Raw genomic sequence first — 25,440 nt, 5'->3', positions numbered from 1 at the left:
GCTCATGGTGGGCAGCCCCCTGTGGCGAGGTGGCCTCCCGATCCTGCCGGCGTCGGCCGTGGCCGCACACCCTTGCGAACGGCATACCGATCAGGCGCCGGTCGGGGTGGGACCGGGCGCGGCCGTCATCTTGCTGATCACGGTGGGGGACAACCCGGGACGTCCGGGAGGTGAGGCGTCCTTTGCCGCTTTGTGCGGGGTCAGCCCCGTCGAGCGCTCCTCCGGCAGGCGGTAGTACCGCCGCCTCGACCGCGGCGGTGATCGGCAGGCGAACGCTGCACCGGATTGCGCGACTCGCCCGCGCGTCGACGCGCGCACCCAGGGCTGCTGCGAACGCCGCAGCAAGGAGGGCCGGACCCGACGCGAAATCGTCCGACGCCTCGAGCGATACGCCGCCCGCGTACTTTTCAACCTGGTCAGGACGGTGTCCGGCGTCCCCCCGTTATGGGGGCGTCCGTGATACGTGAGAGGGTCTGGGGCGTGAGTGAGACACCGCCGAACCCCCTGCAATACCGCTTCGACGGGCCAGAAGAGGCCCCGGTCCTGATCCTGGGTCCCTCACTGGGTACCACGTGGCACATGTGGGACCGCCAGGTGCCGGAGCTGACCAAGCAGTGGCGGGTCTTCCGCTTCGATCTGCCCGGCCACGGCGGCGCCCCCGCCCATCCGGCCGGCTCGGTCGCCGAGCTGACCGCCCGGCTGCTGGTGACGCTGGACGCGCTGGGAGTGCAGCGGTTCGGGTATGCGGGCTGCGCGCTGGGCGGCGCCGTCGGCATCGAGCTCGCCCTGCGTCACCCCGAGCGGCTCGCCTCCCTCGCGCTGGTCGCGGCCTCGCCCCGGTTCGGCACGGCGGACGAGTTCCGGCAGCGCGGGGTGATCGTCCGCACCAACGGGCTGGACCCGATCGCCCGGACCGCGCCGGACCGCTGGTTCACCGGCGGGTTCGCCGCCGCGCAGCCGGCGATCACCGAGTGGGCGGTACAGATGGTCCGGACCACCGACCCGGGCTGTTACATCGCCGCCTGCGAGGCCCTCGCCGGGTTCGACGTCCGGCCGGAACTGGGCCGGGTCGGCGTGCCGACCCTGGTGCTGGTCGGTGCCGACGACCAGGTCACCGGTCCCGCCGAGGCCCGCACCCTGGTCGCCGGCATCCCGGACGCCCGCCTCGCGGTCGTACCCGGCGCCTCCCACCTGGTCCCGGTGGAGCAGCCCGCCGCCGTCACCGACCTGCTGGTGCACCACTTCTCCAGCGCCTGGCAGCAGCCCTTCGACACCGGCCAGAGCGCCCTGCCGAACGTCCCGGTCGTCCCGGTCCCGGCCGTGCCGCCGCAGGCCGCGCCGGTCGCCGAGATCGCCCCGGCGGCCGTACCGGCGCAGGCCGCCGGGCAGCCCGACCGGTACGGGACCGGGCTGAAGATCCGCCGGGAGGTCCTCGGCGACGCGCACGTGGACCGGGCGCTGGCGGAGGCCGACGAGTTCTCGGGGGACTTCCAGGAGTTCGTCACCCGCTACGCCTGGGGCGAGATCTGGGACCGTCCGGGCCTGGACCGCCGGACCCGCAGCTGCATCACGCTCACCGCGCTGGTCGCGGGCGGTCATCAGGAGGAGCTGGCGGCCCACACCCGCGCGGCCCTGCGCAACGGACTGACCCCGCACGAGATCGCGGAGGTACTGCTCCAGTCGGCCGTCTACTGCGGGGTGCCGGCCGCGAACCGCGCGTTCCGGGTGGCCCGGGAGGTCATCCGGGAGGAGACCACGCCCGCCGAGTAGGGCCCCGCGGGGCGGCCGTACGCGGCAGGATGGTGAGCCATGAAGTTCACGAAGAAGTCCCACGCCTGCGTCCGCCTCGACAAGGAGGGGCGCACCCTCGTCATCGACCCGGGCGGGTTCTCCGAGGAGGACGCGGCGGTCGGCGCGGACGTCGTGCTGGTCACGCACGAGCACGCGGACCACTTCGACGAGGGCCGGCTGCGGGCCGCCCTGGAGGCGAACCCGGCCGCCGGTGTCTGGGCGCCGAAGTCCGTCGCCGACCAGATCGCGGCGGCCTTCCCGGGCCGTGTGCACACGGTCGGCCACGGCGACACGTTCACCGCCGCCGGTTTCGAGGTGGAGGTCCACGGCGAGCTGCACGCGGTGATCCACCCGGACATCCCGCGGATCACCAACGTCGGCTACCTGATCGACGGCGGCAGGGTCTTCCACCCCGGCGACGCCCTGACCGTCCCCGGCCGGCCGGTGGAGACCCTGATGCTCCCCGTGATGGCGCCCTGGAGCAAGATCTCCGAGGTCATCGACTACGTTCGCGAGGTCGAACCGCAGCGCGCCTACGACGTCCACGACGCGCTGCTCACCGACCTCGCCCGGCCGATCTACGACCGCCAGATCGGCGCCCTGGGCGGCACGGACCACCTGCGGCTGCCCCCGGGAGCCTCCGCCGACCTGTGAGCACGGCCGGTTGTCACACCCGCCGGGTAGGTTGTGGGACATGCGCATCGCCACCTGGAACGTGAACTCGATCACCGCCCGCCTTCCGAGGCTGCTGGCCTGGCTGGAGACCAGCGGCACCGACGTGCTGTGCCTCCAGGAGGCCAAGGTCGCCGAGGAGCAGTTCCCGGCCGACCAGCTGCGCGAGCTGGGCTACGAGGCGGCGGTCCACGCGACCGGCCGGTGGAACGGCGTGGCGGTGCTCTCCCGCGTCGGCATCGAGGACGTGCTCAAGGGCCTGCCCGGCGACCCCGGCTACGACGGCGTGACCGAGCCGCGCGCCCTCTCGGCTACCTGCGGTCCGGTCCGCGTCTGGTCGGTGTACGTGCCGAACGGCCGCGAGGTCGGCCACCCGCACTACGCGTACAAGCTCCAGTGGTTCGAGGCCCTGAGAGCGGCGGTGCAGGGCGACGCGCAGGGCAGCCGCCCGTTCGCGGTGCTGGGTGACTACAACGTCGCGCCGACGGACGACGACGTATTCGACCGGGCCGCCTTCGAGGGCTCCACCCATGTCACCCCGGCCGAGCGCGCGGCCCTGGCGGCGCTGCGCGAGGCGGGACTGAGCGACGTCGTGCCGCGCCCGCTGAAGTACGACCACCCGTTCACCTACTGGGACTACCGCCAGCTCTGTTTCCCCAAGAACCGCGGCATGCGCATCGACCTGGTGTACGGCAACGAGCCGTTCGCCCGTGCCGTCAAGGACGCCTACGTCGACCGCGAGGAGCGCAAGGGCAAGGGGGCCTCCGATCACGCGCCGGTGGTGGTCGACCTGGACGTGTGATGCCACGCTGGGTCCATGCACCTTCCGTTCCTGGGCCCCCGGCACAAGAAGAACGGTGACGCGGCGCTCCCGGCCGACCCCGGGGCGGTCGCAGCGCTGCTCTCCGAGTGCGAGCTGCTCCGCTCGCAGGCGGTCCGGGCGGGCGTCCACCTCGACGACACCCCGGCCTCCCTGGAGGCCCTGGACCAGCTGGTGCCGCGCTGGCGTGACGACGCCGAGCTGCTGCCCTGGCTGGGCCACGACGCCGGGCTGTACCTGGGCACCGTCGTGGTGCGGACCGTACCCGGCGCCGCCTGGCAGATCACGTCCGACGGCGAGCCCGTCGTGCGGCTCGCCTCCGGCCGCACCGTCGAGGTGGTGCCGGCCGGGCAGGAATGGGCGGTCAGCGGGGTCCCCGAGCTGTCCCAACTGTACGCGGAGATCGCCGAGGTTTGACTGCCGGGGAACCGTCCGGTCGCCCCGCCGGCGTACCTGGGGCTCAGGTCCGGACGGTGCGGGTCGCCGGTCAACTCCCCTGCCGTCCGGGCAGATTGCGCCGGCCACGGCGCCGCCGGGAGTGAGCGCCGAGGCCTGTCGCACGGGTGGGGTCACCGGCGGATCCGGCCGCTGGGAGGCCGCGTTCGCGGTCGGCATGCGCGAGTTGCGTGAGGAGTTCCCCCACGCCGGGAATCGCGTTGCCGCCAACCTCGACTACGATTTGCCGTTCATCCCCGTGGTGATGGTGACCGCCGATCCACATCGGGATGTGCCTGCTGCTCTCGTGGTTCGCCGGCCGGGTGTCCCGCCGTGAGCAGCGCAGTCCCAGGGCCGGCCGTGGCGGTCGCCGCGGCCGGCCCTGGGACGCTGCTGCCGGGTGGGGAGCCCCCCCATGGCCCCGGGACCGCAAGGGGGCAGCAGACCACACGGGCCAGGCTCGTCCGGCGGCAGCCGGAGATCACTGCTCGCGCAAGGGGACGGACACGTACGACGGGTCGTCCACCGGCGAGGAGAAGGTCAGCTGCGCGCCGGACGGGTTGTGCTCGAGGTAGAGCGGGTCGACCGTGTCGACCACCAGCGCGAGGCGGTGCCCGGCGGGGACGTCGTAGGCCGTGGAGAACAGGTCCAGGTCGACGGTGAACGGTTCGCCGGGCGTCCGCCCGTGCCAGGTGCGGGGCGCGTGGGTGACGAGCTTGCCGATGCCGAGCGGACCCACGTCGTACAGGTAGGCGACGAAGGTGCCGCTCTCCGCGGTCGGGGTGAGCGTGGTGTGCAGTGTCGCCGTGCCGCGCACCCGCTGGGCGCTGCCGTAGCGTTCCGACTGCCAGACGGCCGCCCAGCGGCGCGGCAGCAGCGGCATCGAGGCGACGGGCGGCAGTTGGGCGACCTGGTCCAGGATGCTGGAGAGGAAGACGATGCCGCCGTCCGCGCCGGAGTCGACGTTCGCGTGGATCGTGGGGGAGCCCGCCAGTGCGATGTTCCGCCGGGTCGCGCCGACCGACTTCCAGTCCGGGTAGCCCTCGTATCCCCCCGCGCTACGGGACTTCAGCCGGACCGGCTGTTCGCGCTCGATGCCGTTGTCGGCGCCTTTGAGGTAGTGGTCGAACCAGCGCTCGGTGTCCGTCCACACGTCGTTGGGCAGCCCGAACAGGCCGGTCAGTTCGGGGGTCGCGTGGTCGCCGGGGCGCAGCTCCAGCCGCTTGGGTCCGGTCAGCTTCTCGTAGAAGGAGGCGTACTGGTTCGCCGGGAAGACCGTGTCGCCCCAGGCGCTGGCCAGCATGACCGCGGCGCCGTTCGCGTTCAGCTGGTCGGTGTACGTCACGGCGGAACGTCTCCGTCCCCAGTCGATCATCTCCTGTTCCTTGGACAGGTTCGAGGAGTACAGGTTGTCGAAAATGGCGCGCAGTTCGGGGCTCTCGCGGCCGGTGAGGGTGGCCGCGCCGTCCAGCACGGCCGCCGCCTGGAGGTGCTGGGTGCGGCCCGAGTAGATGGAGTCGATGAGGTCCGCCCAGCCGCTGAGCGCGGCCACGGCCTTGACGCGCTTGTCGTGCGCGGCGGCGAGCAGGCTGATCCCGGCGCCGTACGACACCCCGGCCATCCCGATGTGCCGCGGATCGGCCGGGGTGTGGGCCAGGGCCCAGTCGATGACCCGGGAGGCGTCCGCTGTGTCGGGCGGACCGGCCACTTCTATCCGGCCGCCGGACTGCCAGAAGCCGCGCACGTTGTAACCGACCACCACATAGCCGGAGTCGGCGAGCTTCTGCGCCTGGGCGAGGTATTCCACCTGGGGCAGGCCCCAGCTCGTGGGCAGCACGACGAGCGGGTAGCGGGCCGAGGCGTCGGCGCCCGCGGGCGTGAGGACGTTGGCCTTGAGTACGGTGCCGCCGTCGCCGGTGATGTCGACGAAGCGGACGGACGGGGCGGCCTCGGCGGCCGGCGCGAGGACGGTCACGGTGCCGGCGATCAGGGCCGCCGAGACGGCTGCCGCCGCGGAGGTGCGCAGAGCGGCGCGACTGGGTCCCATGGGGTCACTCCTTCACTGGTTCCGTGCAAAGTGACCCGACGGTAACCGCGCCTCCTTACCGTAAGTAACCCGTCGGTAAGTTACGTACGGGTAAAGATTGTTGACGGCTCACTCGTCGTCGCCGGCCACGGGTTCCGGCAGCGGTGTCCGCGCCGCCCGCGTCACGTCCGCCACCAGCTCCACCACATCGGGTCCGTAAGCCCGCGAGTTGACCACCTTCAGCAGCAGGACGAAGGAACCGGTGCCGTACCTGCGGGCCAGCCGCTCGTGGTGGCGGGCGAGATAGCGGGCGGCGGCCTGGTTGGTGATGGCGCTCTGGCCGCAGAAGAGGAACACCGGGCGGGAGTCGCGCCGCTCGCCCGCGGTGAGCCGGGCGAGCAGCACGTACTCGCTCCGGCCGTGCTCCCCGCGGTAGTCGGTCCCGTCGATCCGGAAGGCCCCGCGCTCCGGACCGGGCTCGGCCTCCACGTTCACCTGTACGCCCGGCAGCAACGAGGACAGGTGAGCCGCCGTGCGGTGGTTCGAGGCGGGGCCGCCGAGGCAGAACTCCGTACGCTCCCCGAAACCCTGCCGGGCCGCGTCGTGCGCGACGACCTGGGCGTGCGCGTGACAGTCCTTGATGAGGGCGGACAGTTCCAGCAGGGCGAACACGTCGTGCCGCATCACCGCCAGTTCGGGGCCGCCCGCGTTGCGGTTGACCACCAGCAGCGACTCGGAGTGGTCCGGCAGCCCGAAGAAGGCCTGCTTGCGGCGCAGCCCCCGCCGCCACAGGAAGGTGCGGGCGAGCCAGCCCAGCGCGGCACTGACACCTGCCGCCATGACACCGAGGACGATGTTGCGCACGTCGTCGTTCATGGCCGCGCATGCTAGCGGGCCCGAGGGTAGACGTACGTACCGGTGTTCGATGTGTGACGTTCGTGTGGCGGACCGCCGAGGCGTACTGTCAGTACTACGGCAATCTGGTTACGCTGCGCGGACTGTCCCGACGGGAGGTACGGATGGGTCGTCCTGGCACGCGGAAACTGGCGGTACTGGCGGTCTCGGCCGCCATGGTGTCGGTGGGGGCGGCGGCCCCGCCCGGCACGACAACGAGCGGGACGGCCACGAAGGTTCCGGTGGCCGTCGGGTACGGCGGCGCGGTCGCCAGCGTCGACGCGGACGCCTCCGCCGCCGGCATCGAGGTGCTCAAGAAGGGCGGCAACGCGGTCGACGCGGCCGTCGCCACGGCCGCCGCGCTCGGCGTGACCGAGCCGTACTCGGCCGGCATCGGCGGGGGCGGCTACTTCGTCTACTTCGACGCCCGGACCCGCACCGTCCACACCATCGACGGGCGCGAGACCGCGCCGCTGAGCGCCGACTCCGAACTGTTCCTGGAGAAGGGCAGACCGCTCGCCTTCGACGACGCCGTCAGCAGCGGCCTGAGTGTCGGCACGCCGGGCACCCCGGCCACCTGGCAGCGGGCGCTGGGGGAGTGGGGCACCAGAAGGCTCGGCACGGTGCTGAAACCGGCCGAGCGGATCGCCCGCGCCGGTTTCACGGTGGACGACACCTTCCGCTCGCAGACCGCGTCCAACGAGACCCGGTTCCGCTACTTCCCGGACACGGCGAAGCTGTTCCTGCCGGGCGGACGGCTGCCGGTCGTCGGCTCCACGTTCAAGAACCCCGAACTCGCGCGGACCTACGAGGAGCTGGGCCGCAAGGGCGTCGGCGCGGTCTATCACGGGGACATCGGCGACGACATCGTCAGCACGGTGGAACACCCGCCCGTGGACCCCGCCTCCCACTGGAACGCGCGCCCCGGCAAGCTGGCCGAGAAGGATTTGGCCGTCTACCACGCCAAGTTCCAGGCGCCCACCCGGACGTCGTACCGCGGGCTGGACGTGTACTCCATCGCCCCTTCCTCCTCCGGCGGCACCACCGTCGGCGAGGCGCTCAACATCCTGGAGAACAGCGACCTCTCCAAGGCGAGCAAGGCGCAGTACCTGCACCGCTACATCGAGGCCAGCCGCATCGCCTTCGCCGACCGCGGACGCTGGGTCGGTGACCCCGCCTCCGAGGACGTCCCGACGAAGCAGCTGCTGTCACAGCGGTTCGCCGACTCGCGCGCCTGCCTGATCCGGAGCGACGCGGTCCTCACCAGCCCGCTCGCACCCGGCGACCCGCGCCACCCCGCGGCCTGTGGCAAGGGCGGCACTGCGGCCCCGACGACCTACGAGGGCGAGAACACCACCCACCTGACCGTGGCCGACAAGTGGGGCAACGTCGTCGCCTACACGCTCACCATCGAGCAGACCGGCGGCAGCGGCATCACCGTCCCGGGCCGGGGCTTCCTGCTCAACAACGAGCTGACCGACTTCTCCTTCGCGCCGGCCAACCCGGCCGTGCACGATCCCAACCTGCCGGGCCCGGGCAAGCGTCCGCGCTCCTCGATCTCCCCGACGATCGTCCTGGACCGGCACGGCAAACCGGTGGTGGCGCTCGGCTCGCCCGGCGGCGCGACCATCATCACCACCGTGCTCCAGACGCTCACCGGGTTCCTGGACCGGGGACTGCCACTGGTCGACGCCATCGCCGCCCCGCGCGCCAGCCAGCGCAACGCGGCCCAGACCGAACTCGAACCCGCCCTGTACGACAGTGACATGAGGGCGCGGCTGGAGGCCCTCGGGCACAGGTTCAAGTCGAACCCGGAGATCGGCGCGGCGACCGGCGTGCAACGGCTGCCGGACGGCAAGTGGCTGGCCGCCGCCGAGAAGGTCCGGCGCGGCGGCGGCTCGGCGATGGTGGTCGACCCGGCACCGTAGCCGGCAGCAGGCAGAGAGTGCCCCCGGGGAGCCGGGGGCACTCTCACAACTCGGGTGCGGGGGGCCGGGCCTCGTCCGTACGGAAGTCCAGCCGCCCGTCCTCCGCGTCCACCGTCACCCGGCTGCCCTTGGCGATCGTGCCGTTCAGCAGCAGCCGGGACAACTGGTTGCCCACCTCCCGCTGGATCGTGCGCCGCAGCGGCCGGGCGCCGTACTCCGGCTGGTAGCCCCGCTCGGCGAGCCAGTTGACGGCCGCGGCGGTGAACTCCACCGTGATGCCCTGCCCGTGCAGCAGCCGCCGGGTGCCCTCCAGCATCAGGTCGGTGATCTGCCGCAGTTGCTCGCTCGTCAGCTGCCGGAAGACCACGATCTCGTCGACACGGTTGAGGAACTCCGGCCGGAAGTGCTCCCGCAGCGGCCGCAGGATCCGCTCCCGCCGCGCCTCCTCGTCCGCGTCCGCCCCGCCCGGCCCGAACCCGATCCCACCGCCGCGCCGGGTGATCACCTCGGAACCCAGGTTGCTCGTCATCACGATGACCGTGTTGGTGAAGTCCACGGTCCGCCCCTGGGAATCGGTCAGCCGGCCGTCGTCCAGCACCTGGAGCAGGATGTTGAAGACGTCCGGGTGCGCCTTCTCCACCTCGTCGAGAAGAAGCAGCGAGTAGGGGTGCCGGCGCACCACCTCGGTGAGCTGCCCCGCCTCCTCGTGGCCGACGTACCCGGGCGGGGCGCCCACCAGCCGAGAGACGGTGTGCCGCTCCTGGTACTCGCTCATGTCGAGCCGGACCATCCGGTCCTCGCTGCCGAACAGGGCCTCGGCGAGTGCCCGGGCCAGCTCCGTCTTGCCGACACCGGTCGGACCGAGGAACAGGAAGCTGCCGATCGGCCGGTGCGGGCTGGCCAGCCCCGCGCGGGAGCGCAGCACCGCCTCGGCCACCACGCCGACGGCCTCCTCCTGGCCGACGACCCGCTGGTGCAGGTGCTCCTCCAGGCCGAGCAGGCGCTCCTTCTCCTCCTGCGTCAGCCTGCTGACCGGGATGCCGGTCTGGCGGGACACCACCTCGGCGATGGCCTCCGCCGTCACCTCCAGCTGCCCCTCGTCGGCCGTCCCGTCGCCGCCGGCCTCCGTGATCCGCTGCCTCAGCTCGGTGATCCGGTCGCGCAGCTGCTTGGCCTGCTCGTAGTCCTCGTCCGCGACCGCCTGGTCCTTGTCCCGGACCAGCTGCTCCACCTCGCGCTCCATCGCGCGCACGTCCGTGCCCTTCGTGCCGGCACCGAGCCGGACCCGCGCACCCGCCTGGTCGATCAGATCGATCGCCTTGTCGGGCAGCCGCCGGTCGGTGAGATACCGGTCCGACAGCTCCACGGCGGCGGTCAGCGCCTCGTCGGTGTAACGGACCTGGTGGTGGGCCTCGTAGCGGTCGCGCAGCCCGCGCAGGATCTCGATGGTGTCCCCTGCCGTCGGCTCCGGCACCAGGATCGGCTGGAACCGGCGGGCCAGCGCCGCGTCCTTCTCGATCCGGCGGTACTCCTCCAGCGTGGTCGCGCCCACGATGTGCAGCTCGCCCCGGGCGAGGGCCGGCTTGAGGATGTTCCCGGCGTCCATCGCGCCGCCCTCGCCGCCGGCACCCGCGCCCACGACGGTGTGCAGTTCGTCGATGAACACGACCAGCCGGTCGGAGTGCGCGCGGATCTCCTCCACGATGTTGTTCAGGCGCTCCTCGAAGTCACCTCGGTACCGGGTGCCGGCCACGACCCCGGTGAGGTCCAGGGCCACGACCCTGCGTCCCGCCAGGACATCCGGGACGTCACCGTCCGCGATGCGCTGGGCCAGGCCCTCCACGACGGCCGTCTTGCCGACGCCCGCGTCACCGATCAGCACCGGGTTGTTCTTGCCGCGCCGCGACAGCACCTCGATGGTCTGCTCGATCTCCGCATCCCGGCCGATGACCGGGTCGACCCGGCCCTGCCGGGCCAGCTCGGTCAGATCACGGCCGTACTTGTCCAGGGTCGGCGTGCCGGTGGGCCGCTGCCGCTCCGGGCGGGGCTGGCTGCTCTCCGGGGCCTCCGGCGGCAGGGAGCCCCCCGAGAACCGGGCCGCGCTCAGGATGTGCCCGGCCGCCGAGTCCGGATTCGCGGCCAGCGCGCTCAGCACGTGCTCCGGGCCGATGTACCCGGCGCCGCTCGCCCGTGCCAGGTCGTGCGCGTCCAGCAGGGCCCGCTTGACCGCCGGGGTCAGCGACAGCGAGGTCGGCGGCGGAGCCTCGCCCGGTCCGTGCTGCGCCGGGCCCGCCCGGCCGTCGATCTCCGTGGCGAGCGAGTCCGGGTCCGCGCCCGCCCGGCTCAGCAGACTCCGGGTGGGCTCGGTGGCCAGCGCCGCGCGCAGCAGGTGCTGGGTGTCCAGGTCCCGGCTGCCGTGCTCGGCGGCGTACTGCGCGGCCCCTCTGACCAGCTCACGGGCCGGCTGGCTGAGCAGGCGGCCGATGTCGATGTGGCGAGGGCCGGGGGCACCGCCAGGGGTGCCGCCGAAGAAGCGGGCCAGGAACTCGCCGAAGGGGTCAGGAGGGTAGCCGTTGGTCATGGCGTTGCGTTCCTTCGCTGACGACTGGCTCCGCCGGGTAACCGGGTGGGGCGGTTCATGCCCACGATGACACGAACCCTGGGGGCGGGCATGTTCGCCACGGTGTCCGTGGCCGGGGGGCGTGGCGGGGAACAGGTTGCTGTGCGCCGGCAGGTGCGCGGTGATCTTGTCGCCCGCGCGGTTCCTCGTGTCCCTTCGGGTGGGCTTCCGTGGGGTGGGATCGGGGTGTCGGGTGGGTGCTGGTGTCGGGTGGTACGGGGTGTCCGTGGTGACCCGCGCGGTTCCTCGCGCCCCTTCGGGCGGGTTTCCGTGCCGTGGGATCCGGGGGCGTTCTCCGCGGCGGCCACCGTGTGCCCGGCGTGGGCCGCGTGGGAGCCGTCGCTCGTGCGCGGGGTCCAGCCCGGTCGCCTCGACGCGGGGGTTCCCGGCGCTCGCGCTGGGGTCTTTCGTTCGGATCAGGCAGGACCCGCGAGCCCGGCATGATCCGAACGAGAGGGCCTAGCCATCGGGCTCCATGGCGACGAGGGCTCCTCGTGGATGCGGCGGCCCACGCCGTGGCCGCGAAGCCACGCGGGATGCCGTAGCCGGCCGTACGGCGGACCCGGCCGACGGCGTGGGCGATGCCGTCGACGCGACGGCCGGGCACGGCCGCCTCGATGCCGGCCGCCGGCGCGCGCCCGGAGGTGTCGATGAGCCGGAGGTCCGCCGGGCGCGCGTGGCCCACCACGACGCCGGCCGCCGAGTCACCGGCCCAGCCGGCCGGCTCCGCGCCGCGGTCGACGGAGAGCCGGCAGCCGGTCGGGATGCCGTGCACGATCGTGTCGTTCGTCGAGGCGCGGATCACCGCCGTCAGGTCCACCCGATGCCCCGGCCCGCAGCGAGCGCCGTCGCCGCGCCGGCGGGGCGGGGCCGGTCGCACGAGGGCCGAGGTCTCGCGATGAGCCGTTCGCTCGCTGCCGGAAAACCCTCCGTAGCGAGTCCGTAACACGACGGGTGTTGCCTGTCGGACGGAGTGCTGGCAGCCGGGTGGGAGCGGGGCGATGGCGATGGATCGACTCCCCGGCCGCGTACGGGAGTTCGCGAGCTACCTGGACGGACTCCTGGCGCGTCTCGGCCAGGGCGGGGGCTGGAGCGCGGTCTTCTGGCACCGCGACCCCGAGGGCATGCGGGCCTGCCTGGACGGGCGCGAGATTCCCCCCTGGGACGTGGTCGAGGCCCTGCTGGAGGACCTCGGCGCGGCCTACGGTCCCGTCGTCGCCGCGGCCGAGCGGGAACGGGCCCGCACGCTGCACGCCGCCGCGCTCACCGCGTACGACGCCCGGCCCGGCGCCCGGGACGTCCTGGCCGACCGGCTCGACGTCATGCTCCGCGAGCAGCGGTACGCCGCGCAACGCCACGCCGAACTGAGCCGTCTGCTGTCCGCGCCGGTGTCCGGGGCGCGCGCCGGGACCCTCCGCCTCGGCCTCGCCCAGGCCCGCGACGACCACGAACGCGCCACCGCACGCTGCGCCGAACTACGTGCCCGGATCGCCGAACTGGACCGGCCGGCGCCACCGGGCACGGCACGCTGGGAGGACCCGCCCCGTACGACGCCCCCGGCTCGTCCCCCCGCTGCCGGCTCCGCTTCCGGCAGCGCGCCTCGGTACCCGCCGGTGGCCCCCGAGTCACCGGTGGTGCCCACCTCCGTGGCCCCCGGGCCCCCGGTGAACCCCGCCCCGCCCGTGGCGGACCCGCCACCCGCCGCCCCTTCTCGCAGAACCCGCGGCCGTCGTCGTGGTGGTGCGCGGTTCGCCGGGATGGGCGAGGGGGAGGCGGACGCCCCGGTGGTCGTGCCGCAGGCCTCCGGGCCGGGTACCGGCGCCGGGGGCCGTGCGCCTCGCGGGGCCCGGTTCGCCGGGGCCGAGGGGCCGGCCGTGACGGCGCCGGTGGCTGCCGCGGTGGTGGACGAAGGGGCCCGCGAGGCGGTCGCCGGGACCGTGGAGCGGCTCGCGTGGCTGCGGTCCGAGGGGCGCAGCGGTGAGGCGCACGTCCTGCTGGCCGAGGCCGCGCGGTGGCCCGCCGGCCGGCTGCCGCCGCTCGCGGACGCGCTGCACCGGGCCGGCCTCGGGGCCGACTGGGCCACGTTGCTGTGGGAGGCCGCCTCGCTGCCCGCCGAGGGGCTGGTCGCCGTCGCCGACGCGCTCGCCGCGGCCGGCCGGGACGCCGACGCGCGGCAGATGCTGCGTCAGGGCGTGGCGAGGCCGGCGGAGCAGATCGGTGCGGCCGTGCTGCGGCTGGACGCGGCGGGCCGGCACCGGGAGGCGTGGGCCCTGCTGGACGCCTGTGTGCGCGTCCGTACGCCCGAGGAGGCCGCCCGGTGCGCCGCCGTCGGTCCGGGGCGTCTGGTGCCCCTGCTGCTACGGGCCGCTCTCGGGGTGTCCGACGAGCGGCACTGGGACCTGGTGCACGCGCTGCGGGTCGCCGGCCACGGTCCGTGACCGGCGGCGGGGGGAGCACGTCCCGGTCTGCCCCGGTCCGCCCCCGGCCGGCGGATCCGCTCACCCACCGGAGTGCGAAACGTGATCGACTTCGCGGGTTGACGACGATGGTCTTGGCAAGGGCCTCCCGGAGGCTTACGTTCGTCCCTCTACGGCCTGCTCTACGGGCGTAGAGGCTCTGAGGCCGCGTCGAAGGAGCAGCTCATGGCCAACGTCGTACGCGCCGCTCTGGTCCAGGCCACCTGGACCGGCGACACCGAGTCCATGGTGGCGAAACACGAGGAGCACGCCCGCGAGGCGGCTCGCCGGGGCGCACAGATCATCGGCTTTCAGGAGGTCTTCAACGCCCCCTACTTCTGCCAGGTGCAGGAGCCGGAGCACTACCGGTGGGCCGAGCCGGTGCCCGACGGGCCGACCGTCCGCCGGATGCGGGACCTCGCCCGTGAGACCGGCATGGTGATCGTCGTCCCGGTCTTCGAGGTCGAGCAGTCCGGTTTCTACTACAACACCGCGGCCGTGATCGACGCCGACGGCACCTACCTCGGCAAGTACCGCAAGCACCACATCCCACAGGTCAAGGGCTTCTGGGAGAAGTACTACTTCAAACCCGGCAACCTGGGCTGGCCCGTCTTCGACACCACCGTCGGCAAGGTCGGGGTCTACATCTGCTACGACCGGCACTTCCCGGAGGGCTGGCGGCAACTCGGCCTGAACGGCGCCCAGCTGGTCTACAACCCCTCCGCCACCCACCGCGGCCTGTCCGCCCACCTGTGGCAGCTGGAGCAGCCCGCCGCGGCCGTCGCCAACGAGTACTTCGTCGCCGCCATCAACCGGGTGGGGCAGGAGGAGTACGGGGACAACGACTTCTACGGGACCTCGTACTTCGTCGATCCGCGAGGACGCTTCGTGGGGGAGACCGCCGACGACAAGACCGAGGAACTCGTCGTCCGGGACCTCGACTTCGGCCTCATCGAGGAGGTGCGTCAGCAGTGGGCCTTCTACCGCGACCGCCGCCCCGACGCCTACGAAGGGCTGGTGCGGCCGTGAGCGACCTCTACTCCCGTCACCGCCGCGTACTGCCCGACTGGCTCGCCCTCTACTACGACGACCCGATCGAGATCACCCACGGCGAGGGCCGGTACGTCTGGGACTCCGCCGGCCGCAGGTACCTGGACTTCTTCGGCGGCATCCTGACGACGTCGACCGCGCACGCGCTTCCCGAGGTGACCAAGGCGGTCAGCGAGCAGGCCGCCCGGATCATCCACTCCTCGACCCTCTACCTCAACCGGCCGATGGTCGAACTCGCCGAGCGCATCGCCCAGGTGAGCGGCATCCCGGACGCCCGCGTGTTCTTCACCACCTCCGGAACCGAGGCCAACGACACCGCCCTGCTGCTCGCCACCGCCTACCGACGCAGCAACACCGTGCTGGCCATGCGCAACAGCTACCACGGCCGCTCCTTCAGCACGGTCGGCATCACCGGTAACCGCGGCTGGTCACCGACCTCGCTGTCCCCGCTGCACACCCTGTACGTCCACGGCGGCGTGCGCACCCGGGGGCCGTACGCGGAGCTGGACGACCGCGCGTTCATCGACGCGTGCGTCGCCGATCTGAGGGACGTCCTCGGCCACACCCGGCCGCCCGCCGCGCTGATCGCCGAACCAGTCCAGGGCGTCGGCGGGTTCACCTCGCCGCCCGACGGGTTGTACGCGGCGTTCCGTGAAGTCCTGGCCGCCCACGGGGTCCTGTGGATCGCCGACGAGGTGCAGACCGGCTGGGGCCGCACCGGCGACCACTTCTGGGGCTGGCAGGCGCACGCCCGCAGCGGCCCGCCGGACATCGTCACCTTCGCCAAGGGCATCGGCAACGGCATGTCCGTCGGCGGAGTCGTCGCCCGCGCCGAGATCATGAACTGCCTGGACGCCAACAGCATCTCCACCTTCGGCGGCACCCAGATCACCATGGCCGCCGCCCTCGCCAACCTCACCCACCTCCTCGAACACGACCTCCAGGGCAACGCCCGGCGGGTCGGGGGACTGCTCATCGAGCGGCTCCGGACGGTCGCCGCCCCGCTGCCCGGAGTGCGGGAGGTACGCGGACGGGGGCTGATGATCGGCGTCGAACTGGTCAAGCCGGGCACGGACGAGGCCGACCCGCAGGCCGCCGCCGCGGTGCTGGAGGCGGCACGCGACCGCGGGCTGCTCATCGGCAAGGGAGGCGGTCACAACACCAGCGCCCTGCGCATCGCCCCGCCGCTGTCCCTGACCGTCGCCGAGGCCGAAGAGGGCGCGGCGATCCTGGAACAGGCGCTGAGAAGCGCGGACGACAGCCGCTGACAAGCGCCACCGGCGGCGGCCGAGGGGTGTACGGAGACGACCGCCGCCCCCCGGCGGGCTCGCCGCTGACCACGCCCTGACCGTACCGTCGACCGAGGGAGCAGCATGAGCAGCCGTACCGTCATCCGCGGCGGTCTCGTCATCACCGCGTCGGACGAGATCCACGCCGACGTCCTGGTCGAGGACGGCCGCGTCGCCGCCCTCGCCGCCTCCGGTACGCCCGCGGCCGGCGCGTTCACCGCCGAGCGGAGCGAGACGGGGGCGCCCCCGGCCGGAGGGTGGGGGAGGGTCATCGACGCCACCGGGAAGTACGTCATCCCGGGCGGTGTCGACGCCCACACCCACATGGAGCTGCCCTTCGGCGGCACCTTCGCCTCGGACACCTTCGAGACCGGCACCCGGGCCGCCGCCTGGGGCGGTACGACGACCATCGTCGACTTCGCGGTGCAGAGCGTCGGCCGCACCCTGCGCGAGGGCCTGGACGCCTGGCACGCCAAGGCCGAGGGCACCTGCGCGATCGACTACGGCTTCCACATGATCGTCTCCGATGTGAATCAGGAGACGCTCAAGGAGATGGACCTGCTGGTCGAGGAGGGGGTGACGAGCTTCAAGCAGTTCATGGCCTACCCGGGCGTGTTCTACAGCGACGACGGCCAGATCCTGCGCGCCATGCAGCGCTCCGCCGAGAACGGCGGCCTGATCATGATGCACGCCGAGAACGGCATCGCCATCGACGTCCTGGTCGAACAGGCCCTAGCCCGCGGCGAGACCGATCCCCGCCACCACGGCGAGGTCCGCAAGGCCCTGCTGGAGGCCGAGGCCACCCACCGCGCCATCCGCCTCGCCCAGGTCGCCGGCGCCCCCCTGTACGTCGTGCACGTCTCCGCCACGGAGGCGGTCGCCGAGCTGGCCCGGGCCCGGGACGAGGGGCTGAACGTCTTCGGCGAGACCTGCCCGCAGTACCTGTTCCTGTCCACCGACAACCTCGCCGAGCCGGACTTCGAGGGCGCCAAGTACGTGTGCTCCACCCCGCTGCGGCCCAGGGAACACCAGGCCGCCCTGTGGAGGGGGCTGCGCACCAACGACCTCCAGGTGGTCTCCACCGACCACTGCCCCTTCTGCTTCGCCGGCCAGAAGGAGCTGGGCCGCGGCGACTTCTCCAAGATCCCCAACGGTCTGCCGGGCGTGGAGAACCGGATGGACCTGCTGCACCAGGCCGTCGTCGACGGGCACATCTCCCGGCGCCGCTGGATCGAGATCGCATGCGCCGCCCCGGCCCGCATGTTCGGCCTGTACCCGAAGAAGGGCACCCTCGCCCCGGGCGCCGACGCGGACATCGTCATCTACGACCCGCACGCCGAACAGGTGCTGTCCGCCGAGACCCACCACATGAACGTCGACTACTCGGCGTACGAGGGCAGGCGCGTCACCGGCCGCGTCGAGACGGTCCTCTCGCGGGGCGAACTCGTCATCGACCGGCGGGAGTACACCGGACGCGCCGGACACGGCGTCTACACCCCGCGCTCCACCTGTCAGTACCTCGCCTAGGAGTGGCGCCCATGGACTTCGGCCTCGTCCTGCAGACCGACCCGCCGGCCTCCCGCGTCATCAGCCTGATGAAGCGGGCCGAACGCAACGGCTTCCGCTACGGCTGGACGTTCGACTCCGCCGTGCTGTGGCAGGAGCCGTTCGTGATCCACAGCCAGATCCTCGCCAACACCTCCAGACTCAAGGTCGGCCCGATGGTCACCAACCCGGGCACCCGCGCCTGGGAGGTCACCGCCTCCACCTTCGCCACCCTCAACGACATGTTCGGCAACCGCACCGTCTGCGGCATCGGCCGCGGCGACTCCGCGATGCGCGTCGCCGGCCGCCCACCCGGCACCCTCGCCCGGCTCAGCGGGGCCATGAAGGTGATCCGCGCCCTCGGCCGCGGCGAGGAGGCCGACCTCGGCGGCACGAGGATCCGGTTCCCGTGGGTCGGGGAGGGAGCCGAACTCCCCGTCTGGATGGCCGCCTACGGCCCGAAGGCGCTGAGGATGGCCGGCGAGGAGGCCGACGGGTTCATCCTCCAGCTGTCCGACCTCTACCTGACCGAGTACATGGTGAAGGCCGTCAAGGAGGCGGCGACCGCCGCCGGACGAGACCCTCGCGAGGTCACGGTCTGCGTGGCCGCGCCCGCCTACGTCACCGAGGACGACTCGCCCGGGGCCCTCGCCCACGCCCGCGAGCAGTGCCGCTGGTTCGGCGGCATGGTCGGCAACCACGTCGCCGACCTGGTCGCCAGGTACGGCGAGCACTCCGGCCGGATCCCCGAGGAACTCACCGACTACATCAAGTCCCGGCAGGGCTACGACTACGCCCACCACGGGCGCAGCGACAACCCGGACACCCGGTTCGTGCCCGACGAGATCGTGGACCGGTTCTGCGTGATCGGCCCCGCGGAGAAGCACATCGAGAAGCTGACCGCGCTCCGCGCCCTGGGCGTCGACCAGTTCGCCGTGTACGACATGCACGACGCGCAGGAGACGACGATCGACGCCTACGGCAGCCGGATCATCCCCGCCGTCAACGCCTGACCGCCACCGCCTCGCCCCTCCCGGTCGCCTCCTCCCCGCCGTCCCGGGGAGGGGGCCGGTGCCCGCACAGCCGTTCCCGACCCCTCCTCCCCGATCGGCCGGCCCATGACCGACACCGCTCCCCCGCACATACCGCCGACCCAGGTCACCCTCCCCGACGGCCGGGTGGAGACGACTCCCGGAGCGCCCCGGCCCGACGGCCCCTACGCCAACGCCGACCTGCTCCCGGTCCCGGTGGCCGACCGCACCTGGACGACGTACGACTTCTCGGCCCTGTGGGTCGGCATGGCACACAACACGGCGTCCTGGACCCTGGCCTCCGGACTGATCGCGGTGGGCATGGACTGGAAGCAGGCGGTGTTCACCATCGGCCTCGCCAACCTGATCGTGCTCGTGCCGATGCTGCTGACCGGGCACGCGGGCCCCAAGTACGGCATCCCCTTCCCCGTCCTCGCCCGTGCCTCCTTCGGCGTACGCGGCGCCAACCTGCCGGCGATCGTGCGGGCGATGGTGGCGTGCGGCTGGTTCGGCGTCCAGACCTGGATCGGCGGCGAGGCGATCTACTTCCTCGCCGGGAAACTCGTCGGCCACAGCTGGTCCGACGCCTCGCGCATCGGCGGCCACGCCTGGACCATGTGGCTGTCCTTCGCGCTGTTCTGGCTCCTCCAGGTCGCCGTCATCCACCGCGGCATGGAGACCGTCCGCCGCTTCGAGAACTGGGCCGCGCCCTTCGTGCTCGTCGGTGCCCTCGTGATGCTGTGGTGGATGAGCGCCAAGGCCGGCGGCGTCGGCCCGCTCTTCGGCCAGCCGTCCCGGGTGGGCTGGGGCAGCGGCTTCTGGAAGCTGTTCTGGCCCTCCCTCATGGGCATGATCGGCTTCTGGTCCACGCTGTCACTGAACATCCCCGACTTCACCCGCTACGGAAAGAGCCAGCGCGCGCAGACCTGGGGGCAGGCCCTGGGCCTGCCGACCACGATGACCCTCTTCGCCTTCCTGTCCGTGCTCGTGACGTCCGGTTCGCAGGCGGTGTACGGCAAGCCGGTCTGGGACCCGGTCCAGCTCGCCGCGAAGACCGACAACGCGGCCGGCCTGCTCTACGCCCTGGTCACGGTGCTGGTGGCGACCCTGTCCGTGAACATCGCGGCCAACCTGGTCTCCCCGGCCTTCGACTTCTCCAACGTGGCGCCCAGGAAGGTCGGTTTCCGTACCGGCGCCCTGATCACCGCGGTCCTCGCCGTGCTGATCCGCCCCTGGCGGCTGTACTCCGACCCGCAGGGCTACATCTTCACCTGGCTCGGCCTGGTCGGCGGGCTGCTCGGCACGGTCGCGGGCATCCTCGTCGCCGACTACTGGCTGCTGCGCCGCACCCGCCTGGACCTCGCCGACCTGTACCGCGCGGGCGGCCGGTACTGGTACACCGGCGGCTGGAACTGGCGGGCGGTCGTCGCCTTCCTGGGAGGGGGAGTCCTCGCGGTCGGCGGTGCCCACCTCGAACCGCTGGCCGACGGCCGCGCGATCCCGGCGCTGTCCCCGCTCGCCGACTACGGCTGGGCGGTGGGCCTGGGCACCTCCCTGATGCTGTACGCGGCGCCGGCCGTGCTCTCGGGCCGGGAGGCGCGAACCGGTTGACCGGCCGGGCTGTTCGCTTCCCGGGCGTCGGTGCGGGTGTCTCCCGGCCGGGCGCCCGGCACGCCGGGCCGCACCGTTTCCCGCGACGGCGGATCGGGCGGAAACCGGCCGACGGCCGGGCGTTGTCCGGCAGGATGCCGGTCAGGTGCGCCGGACCCGCCCGCCGGACCGGCGCACCGGGCACGCTGGGAGCGGAGGGGGCGACATATGAGTGAGACCCGTGCCGTATCAGCGGCCGATCGTGCCGCCGCCGTGCTCGCGCGCACGGCCGGCGTGTCCGTACCGTTCGACCCGGAGTCGTACCAGGGCGTGCGGGGACCGGAACTCGACGCGCTCACCGACGACTTGGACTCGGTCCTCGAAGAGCTGACGGACGGGAACGGCGAGGCCGCGACGGCCGCGACGGTCGCCGCTCGGCTCGGCCGCTGCCTCGCCCTGCGGTTCGTCCTTGCCGACGCTCCCGGCGACCGGGAACGCGCCCTGCGGCTGCTGGAGTCCGCGCGCACGTCGGTCACGCTCGGCGCCGAGGACCGGGAGGCCGCGCGCCGGGACCTCGTGACGCTGCTCGGATCGCGGATGGTGCGGCTGAACCGGGAAGCCCCGGCCGGGCTCGACGCGACACCGACCATCGACCAGCTCGGATACCTGTTCACGGTGGGCGCGCCGCTCACTCACGGCGGCTCGGGCCTGGTGGAGGACACCGGCCTGCTCGTACGGCTGCTGCTCGAACGGGAACACGACGGCATGACCCCCGAACTCCGCGACCGCCTGCGCTCGGTGGGCGAGCTGTCCGAGGCACTGGTGGGCGGCGAGACGGAGACGGTCGTCCAGCTGGCCCGGAACATGGCCGGCACCCTGCACAGCGAAGCCCTGCCACCGTCGCTCGGCACCCTGCTGCCCCTGCTTCTCCGCCTCATGGAGCAGTCCCTCGGCACCCTCCCCCCGCAGCCGGAGGGCACCGGCGACCCACCGGCCGACGGCCCCGACGACTTCGACGAGGTCCGGGACACACTGGCCCAGTTCCTCGCCATGGCCGAGGTGATGGCACCCGGCACCCTCCCGCCGCAGGACCTGCCCGGACTCCTCGCCGACCTGTCGCAGGGACGGGCCGCCCCCGCGGGGGAGGACGGCCGCGCCCCCCTGCCGTCCAGGATGGTCGCCGCCCTCTTCCACACCGCCCACGCCACCCGCACCGGCGACATGGAGGGGTTCCGGGAGGCGCTCCGGCTGATGCACGAGGCGTCGGCCGACGGGGAACTGGACAGCCGGGTGCAGCGTGAATGGCTGCGCACCGTCGTGCCCGGACTGCTCGTCGGGGCGTCCCTCGCCGGTGGCAGCCTCCAGGACGAGGACATGGCCCTGGCACTGCTGGAGGCGCAGCGGTGGGACGACGACCCGTCGAGCGGCCTCGCCGCCACCCTGCGCCTGTGCGGGGAGGCCGCACGGCTGCACGCACGCCTGACGTCCGCCCTGGACCGGGGTGACGACGCGGCGGTCGAGGACGTGATCGACGCACTGTGCGAACTGGAACTGGACGAGACCTACGACGGCGCCGAGGACTGGACCGGCGCCCTGACCGGCTACGTACTCGGCAGCGCGTGCCTGGGCCGTGTCGTGCTCGCCACGTCGGCGGACGACCGCAACACCCATCTGCGCGCCGCCGTGCACCACCTGGAGCGGGCCGTGGAGACATCGGTGGACATGCCCGCCCTGCGCGGCCTCCTCGACATCACCTGGGCCCCGCTGATCACCCTGACGGCGATCGCCGAATCGGACCCGGGCCGTATCGCCGAGGGCGTCCGGCGGGCCAGGGCCGCGCTGGACAGCCCCGGGTTCGCCGCCGACTTCCGGCCCAGGGCACGCGGCGGCATCGCCATCGCCCTCGACACCCTGCACGTGTTCACCGGCGACCCCGGGGCGCTCGACGAGGCGATCGCCGAACTGACGCAGGCGCTGACGGAACTGCCCGAGGGCGGCCCGGGCGGGGCCCGGCTCACCTGGGACCTGGCCGAGCTGCGCGCCAAGCGGGCCGCCCTCCGGGCGGACGCGCCCGAGGCCGACGGCGAACTGCGGGCCGCCGTCGGCCTCGCCCGCACCTCCCTGCGGCTCGCCGCCGACGACGTCCTGCTCCAGCAGGGCGTCGGCCGCGGACTGCGCATCGCGCGCGCGACGGCCCACCGGGGCCGCAGGGCGGCGTTCTGGGCGCTGCGCGCCGGACGCGCCGAGGAGGCGATCGGGTGTCTGGAGGAGGGCCGTTCCCTGGTGCTCGGCGCGGCGGCCGTCTCGGCGGGGGTCGCCGACCGCCTCGCCGCCGCCGGTGAGAGCGCGCTGGCCGAACAGTGGCGCAGCGCCACCGCCGGCCCGTCCTGGGAGCAGGGCGACGACCGCCCCCCGCGGGACCCGTCCGCGGACGCGGGCCCGGACGCCCTCGCCGGCCTGCGGGACCGCTCCCCGCTGGAGGTCCTCGCCGCGGCGGGCGCCGGCGCTCCCGGCCTGCCCGGGGACCTGCGGCGCCGTTCGCTGGACGTGCTGCGCGGCCAGGACGGCGCCGACGCGCGGCCGGTGTCCGCCTCCGTGGACGACCTGCGGGCCGGGCTGCGGGACACCGGAGCGGACGCGCTGCTGTATCTGGTTCCCGGCGTCGACGGCCCGGACGGGGCCGTCCTGGTCGTCACCCCGGACGGCCCCGCCGAGGCACTGCCGCTGCCCGGCCTGACCCCCGCCGGCCGCGAGCCCGTCGCGGAGTACCTGGCCGCCGGCGCACACCTGCAGAGCCTGGAGGCCGCCGGTGACGACGCCGCCGCGGACCCGGGGGAGCGGGAGCGCGCCGAACAGTGCCGGCCGCGTGCCCTGGACGGCCTGTGCGTGTGGGCCGGCGAGGTGCTCGGCCCGGTCCTGGACCACCTCGGCCTGTGGGACCGGGCCCTCACCGAGGCCGGCCTGGCGGGCACCCCGGGCGGTACCGCCCCGCCGGACGCCGTACGCCTCGTCCTGGTGCCCTGCGGTGACCTGGGCGTCGTGCCCTGGCAGGCGGCCGTCCTGCGCCCGCCCGCCGGGTACGGCGTGCCGCGCGCGGTACGGGCCTGTGAGGTCGCCGTCCTCACCCACGCCGCGTCCGGCCGGGAGTTCCTGCGCGCCGCGGCCCGGCGGCGCATGGCACCCGCCGGCCGGCCGGCCCTCGTGTTCCACGGCGGCGCCGACCTGGAGTGGGCCGAGGAGGAGATCGACACCCTCGCGGCCGTGCTCTACCCGCGGGCCGTGGTCCACCGCCCCGACGCCGACCCGGCCACGCCCGGGACGGTCCTGGCCCTGCTGGGCGGCCGGGCCGCCGCCCCCGCCTCCCTGGTGCACATCGCCTGCCACGGACTCGCCGGGCCGGATCCCACCCGGTCCGCCCTCCGGCTGGCCGTCCCGGCCGACGCCGGCGAACCGCCCGGCACCGGCGGGGATCTCACCCTGAGCACCTTGCTGGAGACGCCCGCCGAGGGCGACGCCTTCCGGTCGGCCGGCCCACTGGTGGTGTGCGGCGGCTGCGAGACGGACCTCACCACCCGCGACCACGACGAAGCCCTGACCGTCACCTCGGTGATGGTGCACCGGCTCGCCACCGACGCCATCGGCACCCGGTGGCGGGTGGACGACGGACAGTCCGAGGTGCTCATGCTCGTCCTGCACGACGCGCTCGCCCGGGGACTGGCGCCACCGGACGCGCTGCGTGCCGCCCAGCGCTGGATGCTCACCCTGCCCGGTGACCGGCCGCCCGTCCGCACACTGCGGGACATCCCGGCCCGCCGCCTCGCGGAGGACGTCCGCGACCGGCCCGACACCTGGGCGGCCTTCGTCCATCACGGCAACCCCGCACCGGCGGCGACCCCCGCCGGGCGGCAGGAAGGAGCGGACGTATGACGCCCGAGGAACTGCTTCAGCTCCTCCACCGCCACTGGCCCACCGTCGTCACCGGACTCGACGACGACGAACTCCGTCAACTGGCCGACACACTCCAGGAGATGATGCGGCAGGCCACAGCCCGGCACGCCCCGGGCGTCGATCGGGCCGTGCGCCGCCTGAAGCGCACCCTGTCCGGACTGCCGCCCGGACACCCGGTGTCCAGGGCACTCGGTGGCCACCGGTACTCCACCGGCACCCGCGAACTGCCCGCCCTCACGGCGATCGACGCGGTGATCGGCGTACTGGGCACCCCGCCGCCCGATCCCGCCGAACTGCTGCGGGCCGCCCGGTACCGGCTCCTCGCCGCGCCGGCGCTGACCGAGGACGAACGGGCCGCGCTGCCCGCGGGAGCGGATCCGTCCGCCGGGCTGATCGGGCTGCGCGACCCGGACCACGGTCTGCGCTACCCCCGCTTCCAGTTCCGGCCCGGTACGGCGGAACCCCTGCCGGTCGTCCGCCGCGTCAACCGGCTGCTGTGCGCGGACCGTGATCCCTGGGGAGCCGCCGACTGGTGGCTGGGCGGCAACCGGTGGCTGGGCGGCGTCCCCGCGGAACTGCTCGGCATCGTCCCGGACGACGAGCTGGAACGCGCCGCCGCCGAACTCGTGGGAGCGTCCTGATGGCAGGCCAGATCCCGCCCGAGGGCGTACCCATGCGGCCGCTGTCGCATCGGCTGCCGGCCGGCACCCTCCTGTGGCGATGCCACGAGAAGCAGTACGAGGCCGCGGAGTTCAACCCGAACGTCGCGCACGAGTTCTTCAAGGGCAGCCGCTTCGACCCCACCGAGAAGGACCCGTACCCCTATCTCTACGCCGCCCTCGACCCGGTCACCGCCCTGTCCGAAGTCCTGCTCCGATCGGTCGAGTTCGGGCCCGCGGGGGTGCGCCTGATCCCCTGGGCGCAGGCCTCCCGGTACGTGCTCTCCGCGATCCGCACCACGGCGGACCTCTCCCTGGCCGACCTCACCACCGCCGAGGGGCTGGCCGCCGTCTGGCAGGACGACTGGCTGATCGACACCGAGGAGTACGCCGGCACCCGCTACTGGGTACGGGTGATCCGCGAACGCTGCACGGGCGTGCAGGGCCTGTGGTGGACGTCCAAACGCCGCCGGCCGCACCCGGCGCTCCAGCTGTTCCGGGACCGCTGCCCCGGCACACCCCTCGACCCCCGTCCGCGGGAGCACCTGCGCCTGGCGTCGCGGGACGACGTGCGCAAGGTCAACCGGCTGCTGGCACCGCTGCACGCGGTCATCTCCGTCCCGGACGAGTGAGGGACGGGCGCACACGCGACTGCCCCGGCCTCGGCGAGGCCGGGGCAGTCGCGT

19 protein-coding genes and 1 pseudogene are annotated in these 25,440 nt (G+C 73.4%); 16 read left to right on the top strand and 4 right to left on the bottom strand.

The features are described from left to right. Positions 1 to 4: 4 nt before the first annotated feature. From ACF1BE_RS22615 to ACF1BE_RS22590, 6 genes and pseudogenes are all read left to right on the top strand, one after another. A complete protein-coding gene (locus tag ACF1BE_RS22615; RefSeq protein WP_392200805.1) occupies positions 5 to 235 on the top strand; it encodes a transposase in 231 nt (76 codons plus the stop codon). A gap of 245 nt (positions 236 to 480) precedes the next feature. After that, positions 481 to 1,770, top strand: coding sequence for a 4-carboxymuconolactone decarboxylase (gene pcaC, locus ACF1BE_RS22610; RefSeq protein WP_392200804.1), 1,290 nt, complete (start codon positions 481 to 483; stop codon positions 1,768 to 1,770). Between the two features lie 39 nt (positions 1,771 to 1,809). Further along, on the top strand, positions 1,810 to 2,445 hold the full coding sequence (locus ACF1BE_RS22605; protein ID WP_392200803.1) for an MBL fold metallo-hydrolase: 636 nt from the start codon (positions 1,810 to 1,812) through the stop codon (positions 2,443 to 2,445). Positions 2,446 to 2,485: 40 nt separating this feature from the next. Beyond that, a complete protein-coding gene (locus ACF1BE_RS22600) occupies positions 2,486 to 3,265 on the top strand; it encodes an exodeoxyribonuclease III (protein ID WP_392200802.1) in 780 nt (259 codons plus the stop codon). Between the two features lie 15 nt (positions 3,266 to 3,280). After that, positions 3,281 to 3,700 (top strand): DUF6278 family protein, encoded by a 420-nt coding sequence (locus ACF1BE_RS22595; RefSeq protein ID WP_392200801.1) that lies wholly within the window; start codon positions 3,281 to 3,283, stop codon positions 3,698 to 3,700. Between the two features lie 211 nt (positions 3,701 to 3,911). After that, positions 3,912 to 4,120: pseudogene (locus ACF1BE_RS22590) on the top strand (amino acid ABC transporter permease); the annotation flags it as partial. A gap of 79 nt (positions 4,121 to 4,199) precedes the next feature. On the opposite strand, the gene ACF1BE_RS22585 reads toward ACF1BE_RS22590, so the two are convergent. Both ACF1BE_RS22585 and ACF1BE_RS22580 read right to left on the bottom strand, forming a co-directional pair. Continuing rightward, on the bottom strand, positions 4,200 to 5,765 hold the full coding sequence (locus ACF1BE_RS22585; RefSeq protein WP_392200800.1) for a CocE/NonD family hydrolase: 1,566 nt from the start codon (positions 5,763 to 5,765) through the stop codon (positions 4,200 to 4,202). A 108-nt stretch (positions 5,766 to 5,873) separates the two neighbouring features. After that, on the bottom strand, positions 5,874 to 6,620 hold the full coding sequence (locus tag ACF1BE_RS22580) for a hypothetical protein (protein WP_392200799.1): 747 nt from the start codon (positions 6,618 to 6,620) through the stop codon (positions 5,874 to 5,876). A 143-nt stretch (positions 6,621 to 6,763) separates the two neighbouring features. On the opposite strand from ACF1BE_RS22580, the gene ggt reads away from it, so the two are divergent. Further along, positions 6,764 to 8,566 carry a gamma-glutamyltransferase gene (gene ggt, locus ACF1BE_RS22575; RefSeq protein ID WP_392200798.1) on the top strand — a complete coding sequence of 601 codons (1,803 nt, stop codon included), beginning with the start codon at positions 6,764 to 6,766 and terminating at the stop codon, positions 8,564 to 8,566. Positions 8,567 to 8,609: 43 nt separating this feature from the next. Here the strand turns inward: ggt and ACF1BE_RS22570 are convergent, their stop codons facing one another. Next, positions 8,610 to 11,147: an ATP-dependent Clp protease ATP-binding subunit gene (locus ACF1BE_RS22570; protein ID WP_392200797.1), complete on the bottom strand. Its 2,538-nt coding sequence runs from the start codon at positions 11,145 to 11,147 to the stop codon at positions 8,610 to 8,612. Positions 11,148 to 11,202: 55 nt separating this feature from the next. Further along, entirely contained in the window at positions 11,203 to 11,991 is a 789-nt protein-coding gene (locus ACF1BE_RS22565; protein ID WP_392200846.1) for a M24 family metallopeptidase, read from the bottom strand. 196 nt (positions 11,992 to 12,187) lie between these two features. Between ACF1BE_RS22565 and ACF1BE_RS22560 the strand changes: the two genes are divergently transcribed. The 9 genes from ACF1BE_RS22560 to ACF1BE_RS22520 all read left to right on the top strand — a co-directional run bounded on the left by ACF1BE_RS22560 (position 12,188) and on the right by ACF1BE_RS22520 (position 25,386). Then, positions 12,188 to 13,624: a hypothetical protein gene (locus ACF1BE_RS22560; protein ID WP_392200796.1), complete on the top strand. Its 1,437-nt coding sequence runs from the start codon at positions 12,188 to 12,190 to the stop codon at positions 13,622 to 13,624. Positions 13,625 to 13,828: 204 nt separating this feature from the next. Further along, complete coding sequence (locus ACF1BE_RS22555) at positions 13,829 to 14,671, top strand: nitrilase-related carbon-nitrogen hydrolase (RefSeq protein ID WP_392200795.1); 843 nt, start codon at positions 13,829 to 13,831, stop codon at positions 14,669 to 14,671. Further along, positions 14,668 to 15,960: an aspartate aminotransferase family protein gene (locus ACF1BE_RS22550; protein ID WP_392200794.1), complete on the top strand. Its 1,293-nt coding sequence runs from the start codon at positions 14,668 to 14,670 to the stop codon at positions 15,958 to 15,960. Before ACF1BE_RS22555 ends, ACF1BE_RS22550 begins: the two co-directional genes overlap by 4 nt. Before the next feature lie 105 nt (positions 15,961 to 16,065). After that, complete coding sequence (gene hydA, locus ACF1BE_RS22545) at positions 16,066 to 17,508, top strand: dihydropyrimidinase (RefSeq protein ID WP_392200793.1); 1,443 nt, start codon at positions 16,066 to 16,068, stop codon at positions 17,506 to 17,508. Between the two features lie 11 nt (positions 17,509 to 17,519). Continuing rightward, positions 17,520 to 18,539 carry a TIGR03842 family LLM class F420-dependent oxidoreductase gene (locus ACF1BE_RS22540; RefSeq protein ID WP_392200792.1) on the top strand — a complete coding sequence of 340 codons (1,020 nt, stop codon included), beginning with the start codon at positions 17,520 to 17,522 and terminating at the stop codon, positions 18,537 to 18,539. Between the two features lie 105 nt (positions 18,540 to 18,644). Then, positions 18,645 to 20,168, top strand: a complete 1,524-nt coding sequence (locus tag ACF1BE_RS22535) for an NCS1 family nucleobase:cation symporter-1 (RefSeq protein WP_392200791.1) — start codon at positions 18,645 to 18,647, stop codon at positions 20,166 to 20,168. A 207-nt stretch (positions 20,169 to 20,375) separates the two neighbouring features. Further along, positions 20,376 to 24,074, top strand: a complete 3,699-nt coding sequence (locus ACF1BE_RS22530) for a CHAT domain-containing protein (protein ID WP_392200790.1) — start codon at positions 20,376 to 20,378, stop codon at positions 24,072 to 24,074. Next, positions 24,071 to 24,736 carry a hypothetical protein gene (locus tag ACF1BE_RS22525; protein ID WP_392200789.1) on the top strand — a complete coding sequence of 222 codons (666 nt, stop codon included), beginning with the start codon at positions 24,071 to 24,073 and terminating at the stop codon, positions 24,734 to 24,736. The genes ACF1BE_RS22530 and ACF1BE_RS22525 overlap by 4 nt, the downstream gene beginning before the upstream one ends. Continuing rightward, the gene (locus ACF1BE_RS22520) at positions 24,736 to 25,386 is read left to right on the top strand and encodes an RES family NAD+ phosphorylase (protein ID WP_392200788.1); all 651 of its coding nucleotides are present in this window, start codon (positions 24,736 to 24,738) and stop codon (positions 25,384 to 25,386) included. Before ACF1BE_RS22525 ends, ACF1BE_RS22520 begins: the two co-directional genes overlap by 1 nt. Positions 25,387 to 25,440: the final 54 nt, after the last annotated feature.

The organism is Streptomyces sp. NPDC014991, from assembly GCF_043080665.1.
In the GTDB taxonomy this organism is placed as follows: domain Bacteria; phylum Actinomycetota; class Actinomycetes; order Streptomycetales; family Streptomycetaceae; genus Streptomyces.
The sequence above is the reverse complement of the archived record's forward strand: the minus strand, read 5'-3'. Positions and strand labels throughout refer to the sequence as shown.

Bases quoted from the DNA above. Each gene is read 5' to 3' on its own strand.
- ACF1BE_RS22600 (WP_392200802.1), top strand. From the start codon at position 2,486: ATGCGCATCGCCACCTGGAACGTGAACTCGATCACCGCCCGCCTTCCG.
- hydA (WP_392200793.1), top strand. From the start codon at position 16,066: ATGAGCAGCCGTACCGTCATCCGCGGCGGTCTCGTCATCACCGCGTCG.
- ACF1BE_RS22530 (WP_392200790.1), top strand. From the start codon at position 20,376: ATGAGTGAGACCCGTGCCGTATCAGCGGCCGATCGTGCCGCCGCCGTG.
- ACF1BE_RS22555 (WP_392200795.1), top strand. From the start codon at position 13,829: ATGGCCAACGTCGTACGCGCCGCTCTGGTCCAGGCCACCTGGACCGGC.
- ACF1BE_RS22540 (WP_392200792.1), top strand. From the start codon at position 17,520: ATGGACTTCGGCCTCGTCCTGCAGACCGACCCGCCGGCCTCCCGCGTC.
- ACF1BE_RS22535 (WP_392200791.1), top strand. From the start codon at position 18,645: ATGACCGACACCGCTCCCCCGCACATACCGCCGACCCAGGTCACCCTC.
- ACF1BE_RS22585 (WP_392200800.1), bottom strand. From the start codon at position 5,765: ATGGGACCCAGTCGCGCCGCTCTGCGCACCTCCGCGGCGGCAGCCGTC.
- ACF1BE_RS22605 (WP_392200803.1), top strand. From the start codon at position 1,810: ATGAAGTTCACGAAGAAGTCCCACGCCTGCGTCCGCCTCGACAAGGAG.
- ACF1BE_RS22560 (WP_392200796.1), top strand. From the start codon at position 12,188: ATGGCGATGGATCGACTCCCCGGCCGCGTACGGGAGTTCGCGAGCTAC.
- ggt (WP_392200798.1), top strand. From the start codon at position 6,764: ATGGGTCGTCCTGGCACGCGGAAACTGGCGGTACTGGCGGTCTCGGCC.
- ACF1BE_RS22615 (WP_392200805.1), top strand. From the start codon at position 5: ATGGTGGGCAGCCCCCTGTGGCGAGGTGGCCTCCCGATCCTGCCGGCG.
- ACF1BE_RS22525 (WP_392200789.1), top strand. From the start codon at position 24,071: ATGACGCCCGAGGAACTGCTTCAGCTCCTCCACCGCCACTGGCCCACC.
- ACF1BE_RS22520 (WP_392200788.1), top strand. From the start codon at position 24,736: ATGGCAGGCCAGATCCCGCCCGAGGGCGTACCCATGCGGCCGCTGTCG.
- ACF1BE_RS22595 (WP_392200801.1), top strand. From the start codon at position 3,281: ATGCACCTTCCGTTCCTGGGCCCCCGGCACAAGAAGAACGGTGACGCG.
- ACF1BE_RS22570 (WP_392200797.1), bottom strand. From the start codon at position 11,147: ATGACCAACGGCTACCCTCCTGACCCCTTCGGCGAGTTCCTGGCCCGC.
- ACF1BE_RS22580 (WP_392200799.1), bottom strand. From the start codon at position 6,620: ATGAACGACGACGTGCGCAACATCGTCCTCGGTGTCATGGCGGCAGGT.